Annotated in this window: 18 protein-coding genes and 1 pseudogene; 9 read left to right on the top strand and 10 right to left on the bottom strand. The window is 70.7% G+C overall.

Translation table 11 applies throughout. The features are described 5' to 3' along the window. Positions 1–188, top strand: a pseudogene (locus tag EOT10_RS36725) (2-oxoacid:ferredoxin oxidoreductase subunit beta); the annotation flags it as partial. 83 nt (positions 189–271) lie between these two features. Here EOT10_RS36725 and EOT10_RS36720 read toward each other — a convergent pair. Then, positions 272–643, bottom strand: a complete 372-nt coding sequence (locus tag EOT10_RS36720; RefSeq protein WP_127832731.1) for a winged helix-turn-helix transcriptional regulator — start codon at positions 641–643, stop codon at positions 272–274. 91 nt (positions 644–734) lie between these two features. On the opposite strand from EOT10_RS36720, the gene EOT10_RS36715 reads away from it, so the two are divergent. From EOT10_RS36715 to EOT10_RS36700, 4 genes are all read left to right on the top strand, one after another. Beyond that, positions 735–1,592, top strand: coding sequence for an SDR family oxidoreductase (locus EOT10_RS36715; RefSeq protein ID WP_127832730.1), 858 nt, complete (start codon positions 735–737; stop codon positions 1,590–1,592). Positions 1,593–1,792: 200 nt separating this feature from the next. Further along, positions 1,793–2,704: an EamA family transporter RarD gene (gene rarD / locus EOT10_RS36710; protein WP_431313363.1), complete on the top strand. Its 912-nt coding sequence runs from the start codon at positions 1,793–1,795 to the stop codon at positions 2,702–2,704. Positions 2,705–2,761: 57 nt separating this feature from the next. Further along, complete coding sequence (locus EOT10_RS36705; RefSeq protein ID WP_127832728.1) at positions 2,762–3,211, top strand: VOC family protein; 450 nt, start codon at positions 2,762–2,764, stop codon at positions 3,209–3,211. 199 nt (positions 3,212–3,410) lie between these two features. Further along, positions 3,411–4,001 carry a flavodoxin family protein gene (locus EOT10_RS36700; RefSeq protein ID WP_127832727.1) on the top strand — a complete coding sequence of 197 codons (591 nt, stop codon included), beginning with the start codon at positions 3,411–3,413 and terminating at the stop codon, positions 3,999–4,001. Positions 4,002–4,013: 12 nt separating this feature from the next. On the opposite strand, the gene EOT10_RS36695 is transcribed toward EOT10_RS36700, so the two are convergent. The 3 genes from EOT10_RS36695 to EOT10_RS36685 form a co-directional block, all read right to left on the bottom strand. Beyond that, the gene (locus tag EOT10_RS36695; protein ID WP_223281411.1) at positions 4,014–4,913 is read right to left on the bottom strand and encodes an ABC transporter permease; all 900 of its coding nucleotides are present in this window, start codon (positions 4,911–4,913) and stop codon (positions 4,014–4,016) included. Continuing rightward, positions 4,900–5,856, bottom strand: a complete 957-nt coding sequence (locus EOT10_RS36690) for an ABC transporter ATP-binding protein (RefSeq protein ID WP_127832726.1) — start codon at positions 5,854–5,856, stop codon at positions 4,900–4,902. The genes EOT10_RS36695 and EOT10_RS36690 overlap by 14 nt, the downstream gene beginning before the upstream one ends. A gap of 144 nt (positions 5,857–6,000) precedes the next feature. Beyond that, positions 6,001–7,314, bottom strand: coding sequence for a LolA family protein (locus EOT10_RS36685; RefSeq protein ID WP_127832725.1), 1,314 nt, complete (start codon positions 7,312–7,314; stop codon positions 6,001–6,003). Positions 7,315–7,592: 278 nt separating this feature from the next. Between EOT10_RS36685 and EOT10_RS36680 the strand changes: the two genes are divergently transcribed. Beyond that, positions 7,593–8,138, top strand: a complete 546-nt coding sequence (locus tag EOT10_RS36680; protein ID WP_127832724.1) for a hypothetical protein — start codon at positions 7,593–7,595, stop codon at positions 8,136–8,138. A 124-nt stretch (positions 8,139–8,262) separates the two neighbouring features. On the opposite strand, the gene EOT10_RS36675 is transcribed toward EOT10_RS36680, so the two are convergent. Continuing rightward, on the bottom strand, positions 8,263–9,273 hold the full coding sequence (locus EOT10_RS36675) for a polyprenyl synthetase family protein (RefSeq protein ID WP_127832723.1): 1,011 nt from the start codon (positions 9,271–9,273) through the stop codon (positions 8,263–8,265). 224 nt (positions 9,274–9,497) lie between these two features. On the opposite strand from EOT10_RS36675, the gene EOT10_RS36670 reads away from it, so the two are divergent. Then, on the top strand, positions 9,498–11,012 hold the full coding sequence (locus EOT10_RS36670) for a peptide MFS transporter (RefSeq protein WP_127832722.1): 1,515 nt from the start codon (positions 9,498–9,500) through the stop codon (positions 11,010–11,012). A gap of 10 nt (positions 11,013–11,022) precedes the next feature. Beyond that, positions 11,023–13,116, top strand: a complete 2,094-nt coding sequence (locus EOT10_RS36665) for a CocE/NonD family hydrolase (RefSeq protein WP_127832721.1) — start codon at positions 11,023–11,025, stop codon at positions 13,114–13,116. Between the two features lie 62 nt (positions 13,117–13,178). On the opposite strand, the gene EOT10_RS36660 is transcribed toward EOT10_RS36665, so the two are convergent. Next, the gene (locus EOT10_RS36660) at positions 13,179–14,000 is read right to left on the bottom strand and encodes an HAD family hydrolase (RefSeq protein WP_127832720.1); all 822 of its coding nucleotides are present in this window, start codon (positions 13,998–14,000) and stop codon (positions 13,179–13,181) included. A gap of 181 nt (positions 14,001–14,181) precedes the next feature. On the opposite strand from EOT10_RS36660, the gene fahA reads away from it, so the two are divergent. Next, positions 14,182–15,438, top strand: coding sequence for a fumarylacetoacetase (gene fahA / locus EOT10_RS36655; protein ID WP_127832719.1), 1,257 nt, complete (start codon positions 14,182–14,184; stop codon positions 15,436–15,438). A 52-nt stretch (positions 15,439–15,490) separates the two neighbouring features. Here fahA and recQ read toward each other — a convergent pair whose 3' ends face one another. The 4 genes from recQ to nuoL all read right to left on the bottom strand — a co-directional run bounded on the left by recQ (position 15,491) and on the right by nuoL (position 22,821). Then, positions 15,491–17,506, bottom strand: coding sequence for a DNA helicase RecQ (gene recQ / locus EOT10_RS36650; protein ID WP_127832718.1), 2,016 nt, complete (start codon positions 17,504–17,506; stop codon positions 15,491–15,493). A gap of 190 nt (positions 17,507–17,696) precedes the next feature. Continuing rightward, complete coding sequence (gene nuoN, locus EOT10_RS36645; protein WP_127832717.1) at positions 17,697–19,346, bottom strand: NADH-quinone oxidoreductase subunit NuoN; 1,650 nt, start codon at positions 19,344–19,346, stop codon at positions 17,697–17,699. Continuing rightward, entirely contained in the window at positions 19,343–20,914 is a 1,572-nt protein-coding gene (locus tag EOT10_RS36640; protein ID WP_127832716.1) for an NADH-quinone oxidoreductase subunit M, read from the bottom strand. The genes nuoN and EOT10_RS36640 overlap by 4 nt, the downstream gene beginning before the upstream one ends. Before the next feature lie 5 nt (positions 20,915–20,919). Then, the gene (gene nuoL / locus EOT10_RS36635) at positions 20,920–22,821 is read right to left on the bottom strand and encodes an NADH-quinone oxidoreductase subunit L (protein ID WP_127832715.1); all 1,902 of its coding nucleotides are present in this window, start codon (positions 22,819–22,821) and stop codon (positions 20,920–20,922) included.

Here is a 22,821-nt window from a genome sequence, read left to right as displayed (position 1 = left end):
TCGCGCTCTCGCGCCTGGCCGACCCGCACACCCTGCACCAGACCCCGATCGGCGTCTTCCGCTCCACCGAGCGGCCCGTCTACGACGTCCAGATGTCCGACCAGCTCGACGAGGCCATCGAACAGAACGGGAAGGGTGACCTTGGCGCTCTGCTGGCCGGGGGAGATACGTGGACGGTCGTGGGGTAGGCGTTTGACTGCGGGTCCGTCGTGGCTGGTCGCGCAGTTCCCCGCGCCCCTTAAGGGGCGCGTTCGAGCCCGGTCCTGGAGTGTCAGGGCCGGGTTTCGTCGTATTTGACGCGGGCTTGTGCCACCTCGTCCATGCGGCGCTCCGTCCACGTCGCCAGTGTGCGGACCTGTGCTGCCGCCTCGCGGCCCAAGGGCGTCAGTGAGTAGTCCACGCGTGGCGGGATCACCGGCTTCGCGTCCCGGTGCACCATGCCGTCGCGTTCCAGGGTCTGGAGCGTCTGCGTCAGCATCTTCTCGCTGACCCGGCCGATCTCGCGGCGCAGTTCGCTGAACCGGTAGGAGCGCTCCTCGAGAGCGATCAGGACGAGGACGCCCCATCGGCTGGTGACGTGTTCGAGCACGAGGCGGTACGGGCACATCTCCTCGGCCCCGGCGACCCTGCTGCTTACTCCCATGCCCGTACCTTACTTCAAAGTGGGTACTTACGAATAGTTAGCGCTCCCCTTAGGCTCGGTGGCGGATACGCACTCAGAGGAGATTTCAGACATGAGCATCGTCGTCACCGGAGCCACCGGACACCTCGGCCGTCTTGTCATCGACGGCCTCTTCGCCGCCGGTGTCCCGGCGGACCGCATCGCCGCCGTCGTCCGCGACAAGGAGAAGGCCGCCGATCTCGCCGCCCGGGGCGTCGAGCTGCGCGTCGCCGACTACAGCGCGCCCGAGACCCTGGCCGGGGCGTTCGCCGCCGGGGACCGGGTCCTGCTGATCTCCGGCAGCGAGGTCGGGCAGCGCGTTCCGCAGCACCGGGCCGTGGTCGACGCCGCCAAGGGCGCGGGCGTCGCGCTGCTCGCGTACACGGGCGTGCTCGGCGGACCCGACGCCGACTTCGAGCTCGCGGCCGAGCACAAGGTGACCGAGCAGGCGATCCTCGACTCCGGCCTGCCGTACACGTTCCTGCGCAACGGCTGGTACCACGAGAACTACACCGAGCGCCTGGCCCCGGTCCTGGAGCACGGCGCCGTCGTCGCCTCCGCGGGCGAGGGCCGGGTCGCCTCCGCCTCGCGCGCCGACTACGCCGCCGCCGCGGTCGCCGTCCTGACCGGCGAGGGCCACGAGAACAAGGTGTACGAGCTGAGCGGCGACGTCGCCTGGTCCTTCGCCGAGTACGCCGCCGAGCTGTCGGAGCAGACGGGCCGGACGATCGCGTACAACGCCGTCACGCCGGAGCAGAACCGGGAGATCCTGCTCGGCGCCGGTCTGCCCGCGCCCTTCGCCGACATCCTCGTGGGCGTCGACACCGCCATCGAGCAGGGCCTGCTCGCCGGCACCGGCGGCGACCTCGCCCGCCTGACCGGGCGCCCCACGACCCCGCTCGCGGACGCGATCAAGGCCGCGCTCGCCTGACCGCGCTCACGGCCCCCACCAGCACAAACTCCGTGTCATGACCGTATAGGGATACGGACATGACAGCTGGTGCCCCTCGGCGCTACCTTCATGGGTGGCCGTCGTGGGGCGGCCGTTTCGGTGGAGGAGGGGCCGTGGAAGCTGGGCAGTCGAGAAGCGAAGCGCGCACGGGACTGTTGAACGGCATCGCGGCCTATGGGATGTGGGGCCTGGTGCCCCTGTTCTGGCCTCTGCTCAAGCCCGCGGGCGCCGGCGAGATCCTCGCCCACCGCATGGTGTGGTCGCTGGCCGTCGTCGGCGTCGCCCTGCTCTTCGTACGGCGCTGGGCCTGGGCCGGCGAGCTGCTGCGCGACCGTCGCCGGCTCGGGCTGGTCATCGTCGCCGCGGCCGTCATCACGGTCAACTGGGGTGTCTACATCTGGGCCGTGAACGCCGGCCACGTGGTCGAGGCGTCGCTCGGCTACTTCATCAACCCGCTGGTCACCATCGCCATGGGCGTCCTGCTCCTGGGCGAGCGGCTGCGGCCCGTGCAGTGGGCGGCGGTCGGCGTCGGCCTCGCCGCGGTCCTCGTCCTCGCCTTCGGATACGGGCAGCCGCCCTGGATCTCCCTGATCCTCGCCTTCTCGTTCGCCACCTACGGCCTGGTGAAGAAGAAGGTCAACCTCGGCGGCCTGGAGTCGCTCGCCGCCGAGACGGCGATCCAGTTCGTGCCCGCGCTCGCCTACCTGCTGTGGATCGGCGCACAGGGCGAGTCCACTTTCGGCGACGGCGCGGGCCACGCCACGCTGCTCGCGGCGACGGGCGTGGTCACCGCGCTCCCCCTGGTCTGCTTCGGCGCCGCCGCGATCCGCGTCCCGCTTTCGACCCTCGGACTGCTCCAGTACCTGGCGCCCGTCTTCCAGTTCCTGCTCGGCATCCTGTACTTCCACGAGGCCATGCCGCCCGAGCGCTGGGCGGGCTTCGCGCTCGTGTGGCTGGCGCTCACCCTGCTGACGTGGGACGCGCTGCGGACGGCGCGGCGCGGGCGGATCGCGCTGGCCGAGCAGGAGGCTCGGGCGACGGCAGCCACGGAGGCGGAGCCGCAGGCATCGCAACCGGAACCGGCCGCCTGACTCCGGACCATCCCATTCCTGTTGCCGCGCCACTCGCACGGCACCTATGACTGGTGCATGACTCTGGACTGGAAACTCGTCTTCGACGCCGCCGATCCGCAGGCCCAGGCCGCCTTCTGGGCCGAGGCGCTCGGCTACGAGGTCGAGGACAACAGCACCCTGATCTCCCATCTGCTCGGACTCGGCGCGGCCCCCGAGGAAGCGACCACGGAGTTCCGCGGCCACCTCGCGTGGCGTGACCTGATGGCCGTACGGCACCCCGACGACCCGGTCGAGGAGCGGAGCGGGATGGGGCTCGGCCGGCGCATCCTCTTCCAGCGCGTCCCCGAGCCCAAGACCGTCAAGAACCGGCTGCACATCGACCTGCACGCGGGCAGCGACCGCAGGAACGCCGAGGTCGCGCGCCTGGAGGGCCTCGGCGCGAGCGTGATCCACCGCGTGAAGGAGCCGTCGGGCGAGTGGGTGGTGATGGCGGACCCGGAGGGGAACGAGTTCGACGTGCAGTAGGCGGCCTGTGGGCGGCGCCGGGTGCCTCACAGCTACGGCAGGGACATGGAACGGCGGGGGCATGGAACGGCAGGGGCATGGAACGGCAGGGGCATGGACCGCAGGGCCGTGGAACGGCGGGGCCTGGACGGACTTAGTTGCGTGTGCATAAACTGCACGCGCACATAATCGGTGCGACCGACCGACTCTGGAGTGCCCCATGTCCCGCACGTTCCTCTTCCTGCTCGGCAGCAGCCGCGGCGAAGGCAACACCGAGATCCTGGCCCGCAGGGCCGCCGAGCAGCTCTCCCCCGACGTCGAGCAGCGCTGGATCAGCCTCGCCGAGCACCCGCTCCCCGACTTCGAGGACCTGCGCCACGACAGCGACCACACGCGGCCGTCCGGCGACAACACGGCACTGCTCCTCGACGCGACGCTCGAAGCCACCGACATCGTCATCGCGTCGCCGCTGTACTGGTACTCCGTCTCGGGCCACACCAAGCGCTACCTCGACCACTGGTCGGGCTGGCTGCGCACCCCCGGTATCGACTTCAAGGCCACGCTCGAAGGCCGCACCCTGTGGGGCGTGACGGCGCTCGCGCACGAGGAGCAGGTCGTCGCCGACCCGCTCGTCGGCACGCTGCGCAACTCGGCCGCGTACATGGGGATGCGCTTCGGCGGGGTCCTGTTCGGCAACGGCAGCAAGCCCGGCGACGTACTCGGGGACGAGGAGGCGCTGCTGCGCGCCAAGACGTTCTTCACGCCGGAGCGGGAGCCGGAGATCGCCCGCTTCCCCTACGAGGTGCGGTAGCGGGGCAGTTGGCTACGCCGTGATGTCCTTCGCCGTGAAGCGCGCCCACGCCGCCGAGCCGAACACGGCGGCGTAAAGGCCCTGCAGGCCCAGGTTCTTGACCAGGTCGTCCCAGTAGACCGGCTCGCGCATCAGATCGGCGAAGGACAGCCAGCGGTGCGAGAACAGATACGGCTGGATCGCGTGCAGCTGGGGGATCTGGTCGAGGATCTGGACGGTGATGAGCAGGCCCACCGTCGTCGCCATCGCCGCGATCCCGCTGTTGGTGAGCGTCGAGACGAACAGGCCGAGCGCGGCGATGCCCACGAGTGACGCGGCCACCACGAGGGCGATCAGCAGGGCCCGTACGAGACCCTCGCCGAAGCCGATGCGGGTGCCGGAGATCGTGACGACGTCGCCGAGCGGGAAGAGCAGGGCGCCCGTGGCGAGCGCGGTCGCCGCCACGACCAGCGTCGCGACCAGGCAGAACGTCATCGTGGCCGCGTACTTGGTGAGCAGCAGGCGGGTGCGGCCCGCGGGGGCGACCAGCAGATAGCGCAGCGTCCCCGCGCTCGCCTCGCCGGCGATCGCGTCGCCCGCGACCACCCCGACCGCCATCGGCAGGAAGAACGGCAGCGTCGCGGCGAGCGCCGTGAAGACCAGGAACAGGCCGTTGTTCGTGATCTGCGCGATGAATGCGGGGCCTCCCCCGCCGCCGCCCGCGGCCGGCGAGTCGCCACTCGTCTCGATCTTCACGGCGATCCCGACCAGGATCGGCACCCCGGCCAGGACGGCGAGCAGCGCGAGCGTGCGCCAGCGGCGGAACGTCGTGACCAGCTCGCTGCGGAAGAGGCCGAGCGTCCAGATCCTTTTGCGTACGGGCACGGAGTCCACGGTGACCGCGCCCACGGGGGCCGCCTCAGCCTGCGACATCGAATCCCTCTCCTGTCAGCGCCACGAACGCGTCCTCCAGCGAGGCCCGTTCGACTCCGAAGCCGCGGACGCGGACGCCCGCTGCGACCAGCGCCGCGTTCAGATCGGCGAGGTCCGTGCCGGGCGCGGGCGGCTCGCCCGTCACCCCGTCGTCCGTCACCGTCAGATCCGCGACGCCCCGCTCCTTGAGGACCCGCGCCGCGTCCCCCGGGTCGGGTGTCGTGACGACGAGCCGGCCGCGGGCGCCCGCCGCGAGCTCGGCGACCGGGCCCTGTGTGAGGAGCCGGCCGCGCGCCATCACGGCCGCGTGCGTGCAGACCTGCTCGATCTCGTCGAGGAGGTGCGAGGAGAGGAAGACGGTCGTGCCGTCCGACGCCAGCTCCCGCACCAGCGAGCGGATCTCGCGCATGCCCTGCGGGTCGAGCCCGTTCGTCGGCTCGTCGAGCACGAGGAGCCTGCGGGGCTGGAGCAGCGCGGCCGCGAGCCCGAGCCGCTGCTTCATACCGAGCGAGTACGCCTTCGCCTTCTTGCCCGCGGCGGCCGTCAGGCCCACCCGGTCCAGGGCGGTGGCGACGCGTGCGCGCCGGGTGCGCGGGTCGGCGGCCGGGTCGGCGGAGTCGTACCGGATCAGGTTGTCCCGGCCGGACAGATACCCGTACAGAGCCGGGCCCTCGATGAGCGCGCCGACGTGCGGGAGGACCGTGCGGGTGGCGCGGGGCATGGGCTCGCCGAGGACGCGGGCCGCGCCGGACGTCGGCGCGATCAGGCCCATCAGCATGCGGATGGTGGTCGTCTTGCCCGAGCCGTTCGGCCCGAGGAAGCCGAAGACGCTGCCGGCGGGGACGGTGAGGTCGAGGCCGTCGACCGCCAACTGGCCGCCGCCGTAGCGCTTGGTGAGGGCCCGTGTCTCGATCACGGACTCCCCGGCTGTGCTCGCCGCCATGTCGCTCCCGAAGTCGTGCGGAGTACGGGAGTGGAGGCGCCGGGACCCGGCACCTCCACTCCCCCTGCCAACTCTCCTGCCGCGTACGGCTGGTGCGCCGTGTGTAACTAGTGCGCCGCGTATGGCTGATGCGCCGCGGTACGGCTAGTGCGCCGCGTTCGCCGCCTTCACGAGCGCGTCCTTGGTGACCGCGCCCACGTAGACCTTGCCGTCGTCCGTGACCAGCGCGTTGACCAGGCGGGTCGAAAAGACCGTGCCGGAGCCGAACTTGCCCTTCACGTGGTCACCCAGGGCGTTCATGAACTTCTGCGCTTCCGGCGGGACATCGCCGGAGCCGGAGCCCGAACCGCCCGTCGGCAGCCCGTGTCCGCCGGGCAGCTTCAGCTCGGCGACGGACGTCCAGCCCTCACCGAGGACCTTCAGGTCGTTCAGACCGCCGCCGCCCTGACCGGCCCGCAGCTCCTTGGGCATGTCCTTCGGCATGTCCTTGCGCATGCCCTTCGGCAGGTCCTTCGGCGCGTGGGACTTGTCGTGCGACATGCCGGGCGCCTTGTGGTCGTCGCCCTCGGTGACCTTGGCGCCCTTCGGCGGGGTGAAGTCGAACGTCGACGCGGCCGGCTTGGAGAAGTCCACCGTGGTGAAGCCCGCGTCCACGACCGCCTTGCCGCCGCCCGCCGGCGCCAGCGTGAACTTCAGCGGCAGACCGGTCTTCGCGTCCACCGAGATGGTGATCCCGCCGACCGTCGAACCGGCCTGCTTCGGCTTCACGAGCAGCTTGTACGCGTCACGCCCCGCGACCTGCGCGGTGCCCTCGACCGAGATCGACGTGGTCTTGCCGGACGCCTTCAGGACCTCGTCGGCGAGCTGCTTGGGCGTGGCCGGGACACCGTCCCGCGTCTCGCGCTTGTCCCTGCCCTGCTTCTCGGCCCGGTCACGGGCGGCCCCGGCGTCCTTGGCGTTCTTGGCGTGGTACGCCTCGTTCGACGCGCTGTCGTAGGCCCAGACCTCGTCGCCGTTGTGGATCACGCTGTACTCGGCGGCGCTGTCCAGGACGGACAGCTTCTGCCGGTCGGGGCCGTCCGTCGCGACGCGCAGCGTGTGCGTGCCGGAGGCCAGCTCCATCAGCTTGGACTGCGGGTCGGCCGAGGAGCCGCCCTTGCCGTCCGCGCTCCCCGAAGGACCGCCGCCACCCGGCGTGAAAGCGCCCGCGGCGCCGCCCAGGGACGGCAGGCCGAGATCCGTGGAGATCTTCACCGTGCCGGACATCTGCTGGACGTCCGACTTGGCGATCTTCTCGATGAGCTGCTGTGCGCTGAGCTTCGGCAGATCGGGATTGCCGGAGTCGGCCAGCGCGGGGACGAGTCCGATCGTCGCCGCGGCCACCCCCACCACCGCGACCGGGACCACGTAGCGGGTCGCCTTGCGACGACCGGCGGTTTCGGATTCGTACGGTGCCATGTTGTTGCCCTACCTCCGTGTTGGGCGGCGGCCTACCGTCCTTGCTCGTCTGCCCACCCCAAGCCGCCATTCTCACCCGAATTGGTCGGGAGTGGTGCTACCAATCTGACCAAATCCGCGGGCCGGAAGCGTCAGACCCGAGGCTCAACTCCGCGTACTCCCGCGGTATGACACTCCCGTAGGGGAAGGCCCCGGTCCGCGTGAGAGGACGTGAGCAGAACCCGGCGCGGATCCGTACTCCTGGGTGGCAGACATTCCGCATCGGCAAAGGGGTTGCCATGCTCGCCACCACGAGGAACACCCGCATCGCCGGTTACGCCGCCGTGGGCGCCGCGGTCTTCGCGCTCGCGCTCAGCGGATGCGGCGGCAGCGGCGGCGGGAGCAAGAGCAGCGGGACGGCCAAGAGCAGTGCCCCCACCACGAGCTCCGCGACCCTGACCGCCGCCAAGGTCGACAAGGTCGGCACGGTCGTCACCGACAGCAAGGGCTTCGTCCTGTACCGCTTCGACCAGGACTCGGCCAAGCCCACCAAGGTGACCTGTTACGGCAGCTGCGCCACGCTGTGGCCGGCCGCCACGGCCACCGACGCCAAGAGCATCACGGTCAAGGGAATCGACAAGAAGCTGGTGTCGACGGTGAAGCGCTCGGACGGCACCACGCAGATCACCCTCGCAGGGTGGCCGCTCTACCGCTACTCCAAGGACGACCAGCCGAAGGAGGCGTACGGGCAGGGCGTCCTCGGCACCTGGTTCGCGGCCACACCCACCGGAGCGAAGGCCATGAGCACCAACGGCGGTTCGAGCGGCTCCGGCAGCGGCTACTGACCCGCCCCCGCTGACCCACCCACGCGCGCGGCGTCAGCCGGCCCGGTGCACCACCCCGCGGCGTCAGCCGGCCCGGTGCACCACCCCGCGGCGTCAGCCGGCCCGGTGCACCACCACGTCGGCGTCAGCCGGCCCGGTGCACCACCGCGTCGCACAGCTCGAGCAGGGACGCCTTCGCGTCGCACTCGGGCAGCGGCGCGAGGGTCGCCCGTGCCTCCTCCGTGTACCGCACGGTGTCCCTGCGGGCCTGCTCCAGGGCCGGGTGGACCCGCAGCCTGGCCAGCGCCTCGGCGTGTCGCGCGTCGTCCGTCAGGTCGGAGTCGAGGAGCTCGACCAGAGCGCGGTCCTCGGGCAGCCCGAGCTGCTCGGCGCGCTCGCGCAGCCGCAGCACGGGCAGCGTGGGGATGCCCTCGCGCAGGTCGGTGCCGGGGGTCTTGCCGGACTCGTGCGAGTCGGAGGCGATGTCCAGGACGTCGTCGGCGAGCTGGAAGGCGACGCCGAGCCGCTCGCCGTACTGGGCGAGGATCTCCACGACGTGCTCGTCGGCGCCCGACATCATCGCGCCGAACCGCACGGCCACGGCGATCAGCGAGCCGGTCTTGCCGCTGAGGACGTCGAGGTAGTGGTCGACCGGGTCGCGGCCGTCGCGCGGTCCGGCCGTCTCCAGGATCTGGCCGGTGACGAGGCGCTCGAAGGCCTCCGCCTGGATGCGGACGGCCTCGGGCCCGAGGTCGGCCAGCATGTGGGAGGCGCGCGAGAAGAGGAAGTCGCCGGTCAGGACGGCGACCGAGTTGCCCCAGCGGGTGTTGGCGCTCTCCACGCCGCGGCGCACGTCCGCCTCGTCCATCACGTCGTCGTGGTAGAGCGTCGCGAGATGCGTCAGCTCGACGACGACGGCGGAGGGCACGACACCGGGCGCGTACGGGTCGCCGAACTGGGCGGCGAGCATCACGAGCAGCGGCCTGAAGCGTTTGCCGCCCGCGCGCACGAGGTGCTGCGCGGCCTCCGTGATGAAGGGGACCTCGCTCTTCGTCGCCTCGAGCAGGCCCTCCTCGACAGCCGCCAATCCGGCCTGGACATCGGCTTCGAGAGCCTGGTCCCGCACGCTAAGACCGAAAGTCCCGACGACGGTCACGAGAGGTTCTCCTGTCTGCTGACGATCACATGGTGAACTCGGTCGATCATTTGCTCGATGACACGGTTCGTCGATGTGTCGCTGCCATCACTCAAGTCAGCGTATCCGGTCGCGTTTCGATCACAGTGGGGGCCTGCCCGCACGGACGAGACCGAGCGGCCCACGAACACCCCCGGTATGTTCTTGATCAGCTCATAGGACCGAGTAGACCGGGGGTAACCCCTTTGTCCCGCACCAGTTCCGAGGCCGAGCCGAACGATCCTGAGACGGGGCGGCCGCCGCCGGGTGACGACCACGCGTTCCTCGGCCAGCCGCGCGGCCTGCTCACCCTGTCGGGCCTGGAGGTCTGGGAGCGCTTCTCGTTCCTCGGCATGCAGGCCATCCTCGTCCTCTACTTCGCGGACACGGTGGCACACGGTGGCCTGGGCATGTCCGCGGGGACGGCGGCGTCCGTATCGGCGGCCTACGGAACGCTGGTCTACCTGGTCTCGGTGGGCGGCGGCTGGCTCGCCGACCGGATCCTCGGCTCGTACCGGGCAGTCCTGTACGGCGGCATCCTGATCGCCTGCGGCCACTACGCCATGGCGGTGCCGACGGCGGGCATGACCTGGGTCGGCCTCGGCCTGATCAGCGCCGGAACGGGCCTGGTCAAACCCAATGTCGCCACCATGGTCGGCAAGCTCTACCGCACCGACGACGAGCGCCGCGACGCCGGCTTCGCGCTGTACTACATGGGCATCAACATCGGCGCCTTCGCGGGCCCGCTGATCACGGGCTGGCTCGGCGACCACAAGGGCTGGCACTGGGGCTTCTCGGCCGCCGCGATCGGCATGACGCTCGGTCTTGTCCAGTACGTCGCCGGGCGGCGTCACCTGGCCGGGCGCAAGCACGCCGCCGAGTGCGCGCTGCCGCCCGAAGGGATGCGGCGCGCCGTCCGGCTGATGATCGCCGGCGCGCTCCTTGCCGCCGTACTCGCCGTGGCCCTCGCGTCGGCCGGCTGGCTGACGATGGGCCGCTTCGTCGACGTCCTCACCGTCGTCTCCGTGATCGCGCCCGTCGTGTACTTCGTGGTGATGTTCCGCAGCCCGCGCGTGACCGCGGAGGAACGGGGCCGGCTGCGGCCCTACGTCGTCCTCTTCCTGGCGTCGGTGGTCTTCAACTTCATTCTGTTCCAGGCGTACTCGACGATGATCCTGCTGGCCTCGACGAACGCCAGGACCGAGATCCTCGGCTTCCACTTCCCCGCCGGCTGGTACGCGTCCGCCCTCGGCGCCTTCGAGGTCGCCCTCGCGCCGGTGGTGGCCGGACTGTGGGCACGGATGGGGCCGCGCCAGCCCCACGCCTCCAACAAGATCGCGTTCGGTGTGATCCTGGGCGGCCTGTCGTTCCTGCTGATGGTGATCCCCACCTCGGGCCACAGCGGGGACACGTACCGGATGGCCGCCTGGTGGATCGTCTGCTCGTATCTGCTGCTCGGCCTCGGCGACATCCTTCTGGAGACCTCCGGCATGTCGGCGACGACGAAGCTCGCGCCGAAGGCCTTCGCCAGCCAGACCATGTCCCTGTGGTTCCTGTCGCTCGCCCTCGCCAACGGTATCCAGGCCCAGACCGTGAAGCTCTACGGCACGGTCTCCAACCCCGCCTACTTCGGTGTCAACGGCGCCGTCGCCGTCGTCGCCGGCCTGGCCGTGATCGCCCTCGCGCCGTGGCTGCGCAGGACCATGCACCCCGTTCACTGAGGTGACTCGTATGTCAGAACCGCTGAACCCACCGCACCCGCCAAACCCGCCGAACCCGTTGAACCCGTTGAACCCGCTGAAAACGCCGCAACCGTCGAAGTCCCCGCCCCTCACCATCCGGACCTCCTTCCCCTACGAGACGACCCGCGAAGACGTCCGTGTACCCCTCGCGGACGGCACCACGCTGTTCGCGCGCGTCTGGCGTCCGGTGACCGACGAACCGGTGCCCGCGATCCTCGAGTACCTCCCCTACCGGCTGAGCGACTGGACCGCGCCGCGCGACTGGCAGCGCCACCCCTGGTACGCCGGCCACGGCTACGCCTCCGTGCGCGTCGACGTGCGCGGGCACGGCAACTCCGAGGGCATGCCCGGCGACGAGTACGACTCGACGGAACTCGCCGACGGCGTCGCGGTCGTCAACTGGCTCGCCGCACAGCCCTGGTGCAACGGCAGGGTCGGCATGTTCGGCATCTCCTGGGGCGGCTTCAACTCCCTCCAGATCGCGGCCCTCGCGCCCGAGCCGCTCAAGGCGATCGTCACCGTCTGCTCGACGGACGACCGCTATGACAACGACGTGCACTACATGGGAGGTTCCGTCCTCGCGGTGGACATGCACGCGTGGGCGGCGACCATGCTCGCCTTCGTGTCCCGGCCGCCGGACCCGCAGTTCGTCGGCGACGGCTGGCGTGACATGTGGCTCAAGCGCCTGGAGGCGGTCGACCCGTTCATCCACACCTGGCTCGCCCACCAGACCCGCGACGCCTACTGGAAGCACGGCAGCGTCTGCGAGGACTACTCGGCCGTCCGGGCGGCCGTCCTCGCGGTGGGCGGCTGGCACGACCCGTACCGCGACACCGTGCTGCGCCTGGTCGAGCACCTGCCCGACCGGCAGGTGCGCGGGATCATCGGCCCCTGGTCGCACCAGTACCCGGACCGCGGGCTGCCGCCGGGCCCGGCCATCGGCTTCCTCCAGGAGACGCTCCGCTGGTGGGATCACCACCTCAAGGGCAAAGACAATGGCGTCATGGCCGAGCCCAAGCTCCGCTCCTGGATCAGCGACTCGCACCCGCCCGCCACCGTCTACCCCCAGCTGTCGGGCCACTGGGTCGGCGACCCGTCCTGGCCGTCCCCGAACATCGCCCCGCTCGCGTACGCCCTTCAGGGCCCGCCCGTGATCGTGAGGTCGCCCCAGCAGACGGGCCTGGACGCGGGCCGCTTCTTCCCCTTCGGGAACGACGCCGACCTGCCGCCGGACCAGCGGGACGAGGACGCGAAGTCGGCGTGCTTCGAGTTCGAGGTGCCCTCGGAGGTACGGGTTCTCGGCCGGCCGCGGGTGACGCTGCGGATCACCTCGGAGGTGCCGCGCGGCCAGGTCGTCGCCCGCGTGTGCGACGTGGCCCCGGACGGCTCGTCGACGCTCGTCACCCGCGGCGTCCTGAACCTGTCCGCCCGCGAGGGCCGCGACAAGTCCGTCGACTGGCCCCCCGGCACCACGGACGAGGTCTCCTTCGAACTGAACGGCATCGGCCACACGTTCCCGCCCGGACACCGCATCCGGCTCGCGGTGTCCTCCGCCTACTGGCCGTGGATCTGGCCGCAGCCCGGCTCCGAGGCCGGCTTCACCCTCGACCCGGCGGGCAGCGCCCTCGAACTGCCGGTCAGGGTGGGCGGAGCGGACAGCGGCATCACGTTCGAGGCACCCGAGCAGTCCGCACCGCTCGGCGTCGTCCACCCCGTCACCCTGGACGAACAGCGCCCCGAGCGCCTCTGCGTCCGCGACATCGCCAAGGGCGAATGGCGCCTGGAGGTGGACCCGCGCTACGGCGGCACCCGGGTCTACCCGGACGGCCTCGAATTCACCGAGGACGCTGTGGAGACGTACGTCATCCAGGAGGCGGACCCCCTGAGCGCGCGTACCCGCTCCGACTGGACGATCCGGCTCCACCGGCCGGAACTGGCCTGGGACGTCACCGTCACCACCCGCTCCGAGATCACCTGCGACGCGACCGACTTCATCACCAGCAACGAGGTGGTGTGCCGGGACGGGGGCGAGGTGGTCTTCCACCGGACGTGGGAGCAGCGGATTCCGCGCACGTCGGGGTGAGGCGGCCGCATACGCGGGGTGAGGCGGGGGCGGGCCTGGGTACGGGGGCGGGGTGACCCGGGCTACCCGACCCCGAACTCCCGCTCCAGGACGACCCCCACGCCGTCCTCCTCGTTGGACAGCGTCACCTCGTCCGCCGCCGCCCTGAGTTCGTCGTGGGCGTTGGCCATGGCCACGCCGTGGCCCGCCCACGCGAACATCGGCAGGTCGTTCGGCATGTCCCCGAACGCGATCGTGCGCTCCGGCGTCACGCCGAGCCGCTCGGCGGCCAGCGCCAGCCCGGTCGCCTTGGTCACGCCGTACGGCTGGAGCTCGACCGTGCCGGGGCCCGACATGGTGACCGTGGCCAGGTCGCCGACGACCGCCCTGGCCGTCGCCGCCAACTCGTCGTCCGCCAGGCGGGGATGACGGAGCAGCACCTTGCTGATGGGTGCGGCCCAGAGCTCCTCGCGGCGCCCGATCCGCACGGAAGGCAGCCCGGGGTGCGACATCACGTAGCCCGGTTCGATGAGGGTCAGGCCGTCCGCTCCGTTCTGGTCCACCGCCGCGTCGACCTGGCCGACCTCGGCCTCGATCTTGCCCAGGGCCTGCTCGGCGAGGTCACGGTCGAGGGTCAGGGACCACACGATGCGGTCGGCCGCCGCGTCGTACAGCTGGGCGCCCTGCGCGCAGACCGCGAGCCCCCGGCCGCCGAGTGCGCGGAGCAACTCCCGTACGCCCGGCGCGGATCGCCCCGTCACCACCAGGTGTCGCGCCCCGGCGTCGGCCGCCGCCGCGAGCGCGGCGCGGGTCCGGCCGGAGACCGTGTCGTCACCGCGCAGCAGCGTCCCGTCCAGGTCGGTGGCGATGAGATCGAAGAGGGCGGAGCGAAACGGAGCGGCCATGATCGAGAGAATACGGACCGCTCCGCGCACCCACCCCGCCCGTGCCCCGACAGGGCGCTGAGCCGGAGTTGACCACTCCAGCAGGGCTTATTCGGACATTGTGAACTCTTCAGGCACTGCCCCAACGGCTCGCTCCCACGTAACGTGTGGCCCACCCACATGGAAAGCGAGGCAGGTACGCATGTCCGAGCAGACCCCGCTCACCCCCCTCGACCTCCCCGAAGGCGACCCCTTCGGCCCGCACAACCTCCCGTACGGGGTGTTCTCCCTGCCGGGGGAGGCCGTGGAGCTGCGCCGGGTCGGCGTGCGCCTCGGCTCGTACGTGCTCGACGCGGGCGCCGCGGCGGCCGCGCTCGGCTCGCCCTACGTCTCCCTGCTCGCGCGGCCCACCCTGAACCCGCTCCTCGCCGCGGGCCGCACCGCCTGGTCGGACGTGCGGCGCGCGCTCACGGCCTGGGTGACGGTCCCGGCGCACCGCGAGGCCGTACTGCCCCTGCTGCACCCGCTCGACGACGTCACGCTGCACCTCCCGTTCGAGGTCGCGGACTACGTGGACTTCTACGCCTCCGAGAACCACGCCACCAACCTGGGCCGGATGTTCCGCCCGGACGAGGAGCCCCTGAAGCCCAACTGGAAGCATCTTCCGGTGGGTTACCACGGCCGGTCCGGCACCGTCGTGGTGTCCGGGACGGACGTCGTGCGCCCCTCGGGCCAGCGGAAGTCCCCGGCCGACCCGGCCCCCGTCTTCGGCCCGTCGGTGCGGCTCGACATCGAGACGGAGCTCGGCTTCGTCGTCGGGACACCGTCCGAGCGGGGCACGCCGGTGCCGCTGTCCGCGTACCGCGACCACGTGTTCGGGCTCTGCCTCCTCAACGACTGGTCGGCGCGCGACATCCAGTCGTGGGAGACGGTGCCGCTCGGCCCGCACCTCGGCAAGTCGTTCGCCACGTCGGTGTCGGCCTGGATCACGCCGCTCGACGCCCTCGACGCGGCGCGGGTGGCCCCGCCGGAGCGCTCGGTCCCGCTCCTCCCCTACCTGGACGACACGGCCCCGCCCGGCGACGGCATGGCGGACGAGCCCGGCGGCTACGACCTGCGCATCACCGTCACCCTCAACGGCCATGTCATCGCGGAGACCTCGTCCGCCGCGCTCTACTGGACGGCGGCGCAGATGCTGGCCCACATGACGGTGGGAGGCGCGTCCCTGCGCACGGGCGACCTGTACGGGTCCGGCACCATCAGCGGCGCCTCCGAGCACGAACGCGGCTCCCTCATCGAGATCACCTGGAACGGCCGCGACCCCATCGAACTCCCGGACGGCAAGCGGACGTTCCTGGAGGACGGCGACGTGGTGACGATGACGGCGTGGGCCCCGGGCCCCGACAACACCCGGGTGGGCATCGGCGAGGTGACGGGTCGGATCGTGGCGGCGGGGTAAGGGCGTGGCGGCGGCGCTGTCAGTGACCTGAGGGGGCGCCGCCGCCGTCACCTCACCAGTCGATGTCCTCCGGCGCCGGCTCGTCCTCGGGCCAGCCGGGGTCCGGCTCCGGCTCCTCCCCGGCGGCGTGGCCGGCCGGCGCCTGGCCGCCGGACGCTGCGCCCTGGCTGCCGCCGGCTCCAGCGCCGGCGCCGTCCAGGCCCGCCAGGACCTCGAGGACACCCTCGCCCCACGTCGCCAGCTTCTTCTCGCCGACGCCGCCGATCGTGCCCAACTGACCGATGGACGTGGGGTGCTGGAGGGCGATCTCCTTGAGCGTCGCGTCATGGAAGATGACGTACGCCGGGACCCCGTTCTCCTTCGCCTGCGCGCCGCGCCACGCGCGCAGCGCCTCGAAGACGGGCAACAGCTGCTCCGGCAGGTCCGCCGCGGGCGACTTCGCCTTGCGGTCGCGCGAGGCCGAGCGGGACGTCGCGGGCCGGGGCGCCTCCTTGCGCAGCCGCACCTCCCGCTGCCGCCCGAGCACGGTCCCGCTCTCCTCGGTGAGCACCAGCGTCCCGTACTCGCCCTCGACCGCGATGAGGCTCTGCGCCAGCAACTGCCGCACCACGCCGCGCCATTCGGCCTCGCTCAGGTCCTCGCCGATACCGAAGACGGAGAGCTGGTCGTGGTCGAACTGGATGACCTTGGCGGTGCGCCGGCCCATCAGGATGTCGATGACCTGGCCCGCACCGAACTTCTGCCTGCGCTCCCGGTCGAGGCGCACCACCGTGGAAAGGATCTTCTGCGCGGCGACGGTGCCGTCCCAGGTCTCCGGCGGCGAGAGGCACGTGTCGCAGTTGCCGCAGGCGGCCGTCTGCGGCTCCTGCCCGAAGTACATGAGCAGCTGGGACCTGCGGCACTGCGCCGTCTCGCACAGCGCCAGCATCGCGTCGAGGTGGGCCCCCGCCCGGCGCCGGAACGCCTCGTCCCCCTCCCCCATGTTGATCAGCTTCCGCTGCTGCACGACGTCCTGCAGCCCGTACGCCATCCAGGCCGTGGACGCGAGCCCGTCACGCCCGGCGCGGCCCGTCTCCTGGTAGTAGCCCTCGACGGACTTGGGGAGGTCGAGATGCGCGACGAACCGGACGTCGGGCTTGTCGATACCCATGCCGAACGCGATGGTCGCGCAGACGACCAGGCCCTCCTCGCGCAGGAAGCGGGACTGGTGCGCCGCACGGGTGCCCGCGTCGAGACCCGCGTGGTACGGGACCGCCTCGACGCCGTTCCGGCTGAGGAACTCGGCGGTCGCCTCCACCGACTTGCGCGACAGGCAGTACACGATGCCCGCGTCGCCCTCGTGCTCCTGCTTGAGGAAGGCGAGGAGCTGCTTCTTCGGGTCGGCCTTCGGCACGATCCGGTACTGGATGTTGGGCCGGTCGAAGCTGGCCACGAAGTGCTTCGCGTCCGGCATGCCCAGGCGCTGGGTGATCTCCTGGTGCGTGGCGTGTGTCGCGGTCGCCGTGAGCGCGATGCGCGGCACGTCCGGCCAGCGCTGGCCGAGAACGGACAGGGACAGATAGTCGGGCCGGAAGTCGTGACCCCACTGGGCCACACAGTGCGCCTCGTCGATCGCGAAGACGGAGACCTTGCCGCGGGAGAGCAGGCCGAGGGTCGAGTCGAGGCGCAGCCGCTCGGGGGCGAGATAGAGGAGGTCGAGCTCGCCGGCGAGGAACTCGGCCTCGACGGTGCGGCGCTCGTCGAAGTCCTGCGTCGAGTTCATGAACCCGGCGCGGACGCCGAGCGCGCGCAGCGCGTCCACCTGGTCCTGCATGAGAGCGATCAGGGGCGACACCACCACGCCCGTGCCGGGCCTGACCAGGGCCGGAATCTGGTAGCAGAGGGACTTTCCGCCGCCGGTCGGCATCAGGACGACGGCGTCCCCGCCGTCCACGACGTGCCCGATGATCGCTTCCTGCTCGCCGCGGAACGCGTCGTATCCGAAGACACGGTGCAGTGTCTCCAGCGCGTCGCTCCGCACCGCCGTCGTCATCGCCGTCGCCCCACCGGGCTCCGTCACCTCGCTCATGCCACCGATCCCATTCATCGCCCTGTCCCCCGTACGTCCGTACTCCGTGGTTCGACCACTGCTGCCACGATAGGGCTCCGCACCGACAGCCCGAAAAGTTATCCACAGGCTGAGGGTGACCGGGCCCTGGAGATGCCACCGCCCGGCACCCCTCTCGGGACACCGGGCGGCAGCACACTCGTACAACGGCTTACCGGACGAACACGCTCGCCTGGTTCGCCAGGTCCAGGAAGTACTGGGGCGCGAGGCCCAGCACCACGGTGACCGCCACACCCACGCCGATCGTGGTCATCGTCAGCGGCGACGGCACGGCGACCGTCGGGCCGTCCGCCTTCGGCTCGCTGAAGAACATGAGCACGATCACACGGATGTAGAAGAACGCGGCGATCGCCGACGAGATCACACCGATGACGACGAGCGCCCCGGCCCCGCCCTCCGCCGCCGCCTTGAACACGGCGAACTTTCCGGCGAAGCCCGAGGTCAGCGGGATACCGGCGAAGGCGAGCAGGAACACCGCGAACACGGCCGCGACGAGCGGTGAGCGCCGCCCGAGCCCCGCCCACTTCGACAGGTGCGTGGCCTCGCCGCCCGCGTCCCTGACCAGGGTGACCACCGCGAACGCGCCGACGGTCACGAAGGAGTACGCGCCCAGGTAGAAGAGCACGGACGAGATGCCGTCGGGCGTCGTGGCGATGACACCGGCGAGGATGAACCCGGCGTGCGCGATCGACGAGTACGCGAGGAGCCGCTTGATGTCGGTCTGGGTGATCGCGACGATCGCGCCGCCCAGCATCGTGATGATCGCGATGCCCCACATGACCGGCCGCCAGTCCCAGCGCATGCCGGGCAGGACGACGTACAGGAGCCGCAGGAGGGCGCCGAAGGCGGCGACCTTCGTGGCGGCCGCCATGAAGCCCGTGACAGGCGTGGGCGCACCCTGGTAGACGTCCGGGGTCCACATGTGGAACGGGACCGCGCCGACCTTGAACAGCAGGCCCATGGCGACCATCGCGACGCCGATGAGCAGCAGCGCGTCGTTCCCCATGGTGTCGGCGAGCGCCGGGTCGATGTTCTGGACCGACCCGTCGACGACGTCGGCGATCTTCCCGTACGACACCGAGCCGGCATACCCGTAGAGGAGGGCGATGCCGAACAGGGTGAACGCCGAGGCGAAGGCGCCGAGGAGGAAGTACTTGACCGCGGCCTCCTGCGACATGAGCCGCTTGCGGCGGGCCAGGGCGCACAGGAGGTAGAGCGGCAGGGAGAAGACTTCCAGGGCGATGAACAGCGTCAGCAGGTCGTTCGCCGAGGGGAAGACCAGCATGCCGCCGATCGCGAAGAGCGCGAGCGGGAACACCTCCGTGGTCGTGAACCCGGCCTTGACCGCGGCCTTCTCGCTGTCGCTGCCGGGCACGGACGCGGCCTGCGCGGCGAACGAGTCGACGCGGTTGCCGTGGGCTTCCGGGTCGAGCCGGCGCTCGGCGAAGGTGAAGATCGCGACGAGTCCGGTGAGCAGGATGACGCCCTGGAGGAACAGGGCCGGGCCGTCGACGGAGATCGCGCCCATGGCCGCGATGTGCGCCTTCGTGGTGCCGTACCCGCCGGCGGCGAGCCCGACCACCGCGGCGAACGCGGCGGCCAGGGCGACGACGGCGAGGAACGCCTGGACGTAGTACCGGGACCTGCGCGGCACGAACGCCTCGACGAGTACCCCGACGACCGCCGCACCGATGACGATCAGGGTGGGCGACAATTGCCCGTATTCGATCTTCGGCGCCGGGATCTTCAACATGGGATCGGCTGCCGTTGTCCACAGGCTGTGGACGGCTGCTGCGCTCACTTGGCCGCCTCCACCGCTGGCTTCGGGTCCGTCTTGTGTACGTCGGACAAGGTGTGCTTGACCGCCGGGTTCACCAGGTCGGTGACCGGCTTCGGGTAGACGCCGAGGAAGATCAGCGCGGCGATCAGCGGGACGACCACCGCGAGCTCACGCACGCGCAGGTCGGGCAGCGCCGAGACCTCCGGCTTCACCGGGCCCGTCATCGTCCGCTGGTAGAGGACGAGCGTGTACAGCGCGGCGAGCACGATGCCGAAGGTCGCGATGATCCCGACGACCGGGTACCGCGCGAACGTGCCGACCAGGACCAGGAACTCGCTCACGAAGGGCGCGAGGCCCGGCAGCGAGAGCGTCGCGAGGCCGCCGATCAGAAACGTGCCGGCGAGCACCGGGGCGACCTTCTGCACGCCTCCGTAGTCCGCGATCAGGCGCGAGCCGCGGCGCGAGATCAGGAATCCCGCCACCAGCATCAGCGCGGCCGTCGAGATGCCGTGGTTGACCATGTACAGCGTCGCGCCCGACTGGCCCTGGCTCGTCATCGCGAAGATGCCGAGGATGATGAACCCGAAGTGCGAGATCGACGCGTACGCCACCAGGCGCTTGATGTCCCGCTGGCCGACCGCGAGCAGCGCGCCGTAGACGATGCTGATCAGGGCCAGGACGAGGATGACCGGCGTCGCCCACTTCGACGCCTCCGGGAAGAGCTGGAGGCAGAAGCGGAGCATCGCGAACGTGCCGACCTTGTCGACCACCGCCGTGATGAGGACGGCGACCGGGGCGGTGGCCTCCCCCATCGCGTTCGGCAGCCAGGTGTGCAGCGGCCACAGCGGCGCCTTCACCGCGAAGGCGAAGAAGAAGCCGAGGAAGAGCCAGCGCTCCGTGCTGGTCGCCATGTGCAGCGAACCGTTCGCCCGCGCGGCGACGATCTCCGGGAGCGAGAAGTTCCCCGCCACCACGTAGAGACCGATCACGGCGGCCAGCATGATGAGGCCGCCGACGAGGTTGTAGAGCAGGAACTTCACGGCGGCGTACGAGCGTTGGGCCGCCGCGTGCTCGTCGCTGCCCGCGTGGGCGCGGTCTCCGAAGCCGCCGATGAGGAAGTACATCGGGATGAGCATGGCTTCGAAGAAGATGTAGAAGAGGAAGACGTCGGTGGCCTCGAAGGAGATGATCACCATCGCCTCGACGCCGAGGATCAGGGCGAAGAAGCCCTGCGTCGGCCGCCACCTCGAACTGCCCGTCTCCTGCGGGTCGGCGTCGTGCCAGCCCGCGAGGATCACGAACGGCATCAGGAGGGCGGTGAGCGCGATGAGCGCCACCGCGATGCCGTCCACGCCCAGCTCGTACCGCACCCCGAATTCCTTGATCCAGGCGTGCGATTCGGTGAGCTGGTAGCGGGCGCCGCCGGGCTCGAAGCGGGCGAGTACGACCGCGGCGAGCACGAGCGTGGCGAGCGAGACGAGCAGCGCGAGCCACTTCGCCGCGGTGCGCCGCGCCGCCGGGACGGCGGCCGTGGCGACGGCTCCCACGGCGGGGAGCACCGCCGTCGCTGTCAGCAGAGGAAAGGACATTGCTATCAGACCGCCCTCATCAGCAGGGTCGCGGCGACGATGAGTGCCGCACCGCCGAACATCGAGACGGCGTACGAGCGGGCGTAGCCGTTCTGGAGCTTGCGCAGCCGGCCGGAGAGCCCGCCGACCGAGGCCGCCGTCCCGTTGACCACGCCGTCGACCAGGGTGTGGTCGACGTAGACCAGGGAGCGGGTGAGGTGTTCGCCGCCGCGGACCAGGACCACGTGGTTGAAGTCGTCCTGGAGGAGGTCGCGGCGGGCGGCCCGGGTGAGCAGCGAGCCGCGCGGGGCGACGACGGGGACCGGGCGCCGGCCGTACTGGAGGTAGGCGAGACCCGCGCCGACGACCAGGACCACCATGGTGGCCGCGGTGACGGTCGTGGCGCTGATCGGCGCGTTCCCGTGGCTGTGCTCGGTGACCGGCTCCAGCCAGTGCAGGAAGCGGTCGCCGATGCTGAAGAAGCCACCCGCGAAGACGGATCCGACGGCGAGCACGATCATCGGGATCGTCATGGACTTCGGCGACTCGTGCGGGTGCGGCTCGTGGCCCTCGCCATCGGGCTGCCAGCGCTTCTCACCGAAGAACGTCATGATCATCACGCGCGTCATGTAGTACGCGGTGATGGCCGCGCCGAGCAGGGCCACCGAACCGAGGATCCAGCCCTCCGTGCCGCCCTTCGCGAACGCCGCCTCGATGATCTTGTCCTTGGAGAAGAAGCCGGACAGACCGGGGAAGCCGATGATCGCGAGATAGCCGAGGCCGAACGTGACGAACGTGACCGGCATGTACTTCCTGAGGGCCCCGTACTTCCTCATGTCCACCTCGTCGTTCATGCCGTGCATGACCGAACCGGCGCCGAGGAAGAGGCCCGCCTTGAAGAAGCCGTGCGTCACCAGGTGCATGATCGCGAAGACGTAGCCGATGGGGCCGAGGCCCGCGGCGAGCACCATGTAGCCGATCTGCGACATCGTCGAGCCGGCCAGCGCCTTCTTGATGTCGTCCTTCGCGCAACCGACGATCGCACCGAACAGGAGCGTGACCGCACCCACGACGACCACGACGAGCTGTGCGTCCGGCGACGCGTTGAACACCGCGCCGGAGCGGACGATCAGATAGACACCGGCGGTCACCATCGTCGCCGCGTGGATGAGGGCCGAGACCGGGGTCGGGCCCTCCATCGCGTCGCCGAGCCAGGACTGCAGCGGCACCTGGGCGGACTTGCCGCACGCGGCGAGCAGCAGCATCAGGGCGATGCCCGTCAGCGTGGCGCCGCCGCCCAGGTGCTCCTCCGCCGACTTGAGGACCGGCCCGAAGGCGAACGTCCCGAACGTCGTGAACATCAGCATGACAGCGATCGACAGGCCCATGTCGCCCACGCGGTTGACCAGGAAGGCCTTCTTCGCCGCGGTGGCCGCGCTGGGCTTGTGCTGCCAGAAACCGATCAGGAGGTACGAGGCGAGGCCCACGCCCTCCCAGCCGACGTACAGAAGCAGGTAGTTGTCGGCGAGGACCAGGAGGAGCATCGCCGCGAGGAACAGGTTCAGGTAGCCGAAGAAGCGGCGGCGCCGCTCGTCGTGCTCCATGTAACCGATCGAGTAGATGTGGATCAGCGAGCCCACACCGGTGATCAGGAGCACGAACGTCATCGACAGCTGGTCCAGCTGGAAGGAGACGTCCGCCTGGAAGCCCTCTACGGGGATCCAGCTGAACAGGTGCTGGGTGAAGGTGCGGTCGTCGGCGTTCTTGCCGAGCATGTCGGCGAAGAGCACGACACCGATGACGAAGGAGGCGGCCGCGAGCAGCGTGCCGAGCAGATGGCCCACACGGTCCAACCGCCGTCCGCCGCACAGCAGTACGGCCGCTCCGAGCAGTGGCGCCGCTACCAGCAGCGCGATCAGGTTTTCCAC

Source organism: Streptomyces antnestii (genome assembly GCF_004005495.1).
Lineage (GTDB): Bacteria > Actinomycetota > Actinomycetes > Streptomycetales > Streptomycetaceae > Streptomyces > Streptomyces antnestii.
Note: the sequence above shows the minus strand (reverse complement) of the source record. Positions and strands in the feature narration are given on the sequence as shown.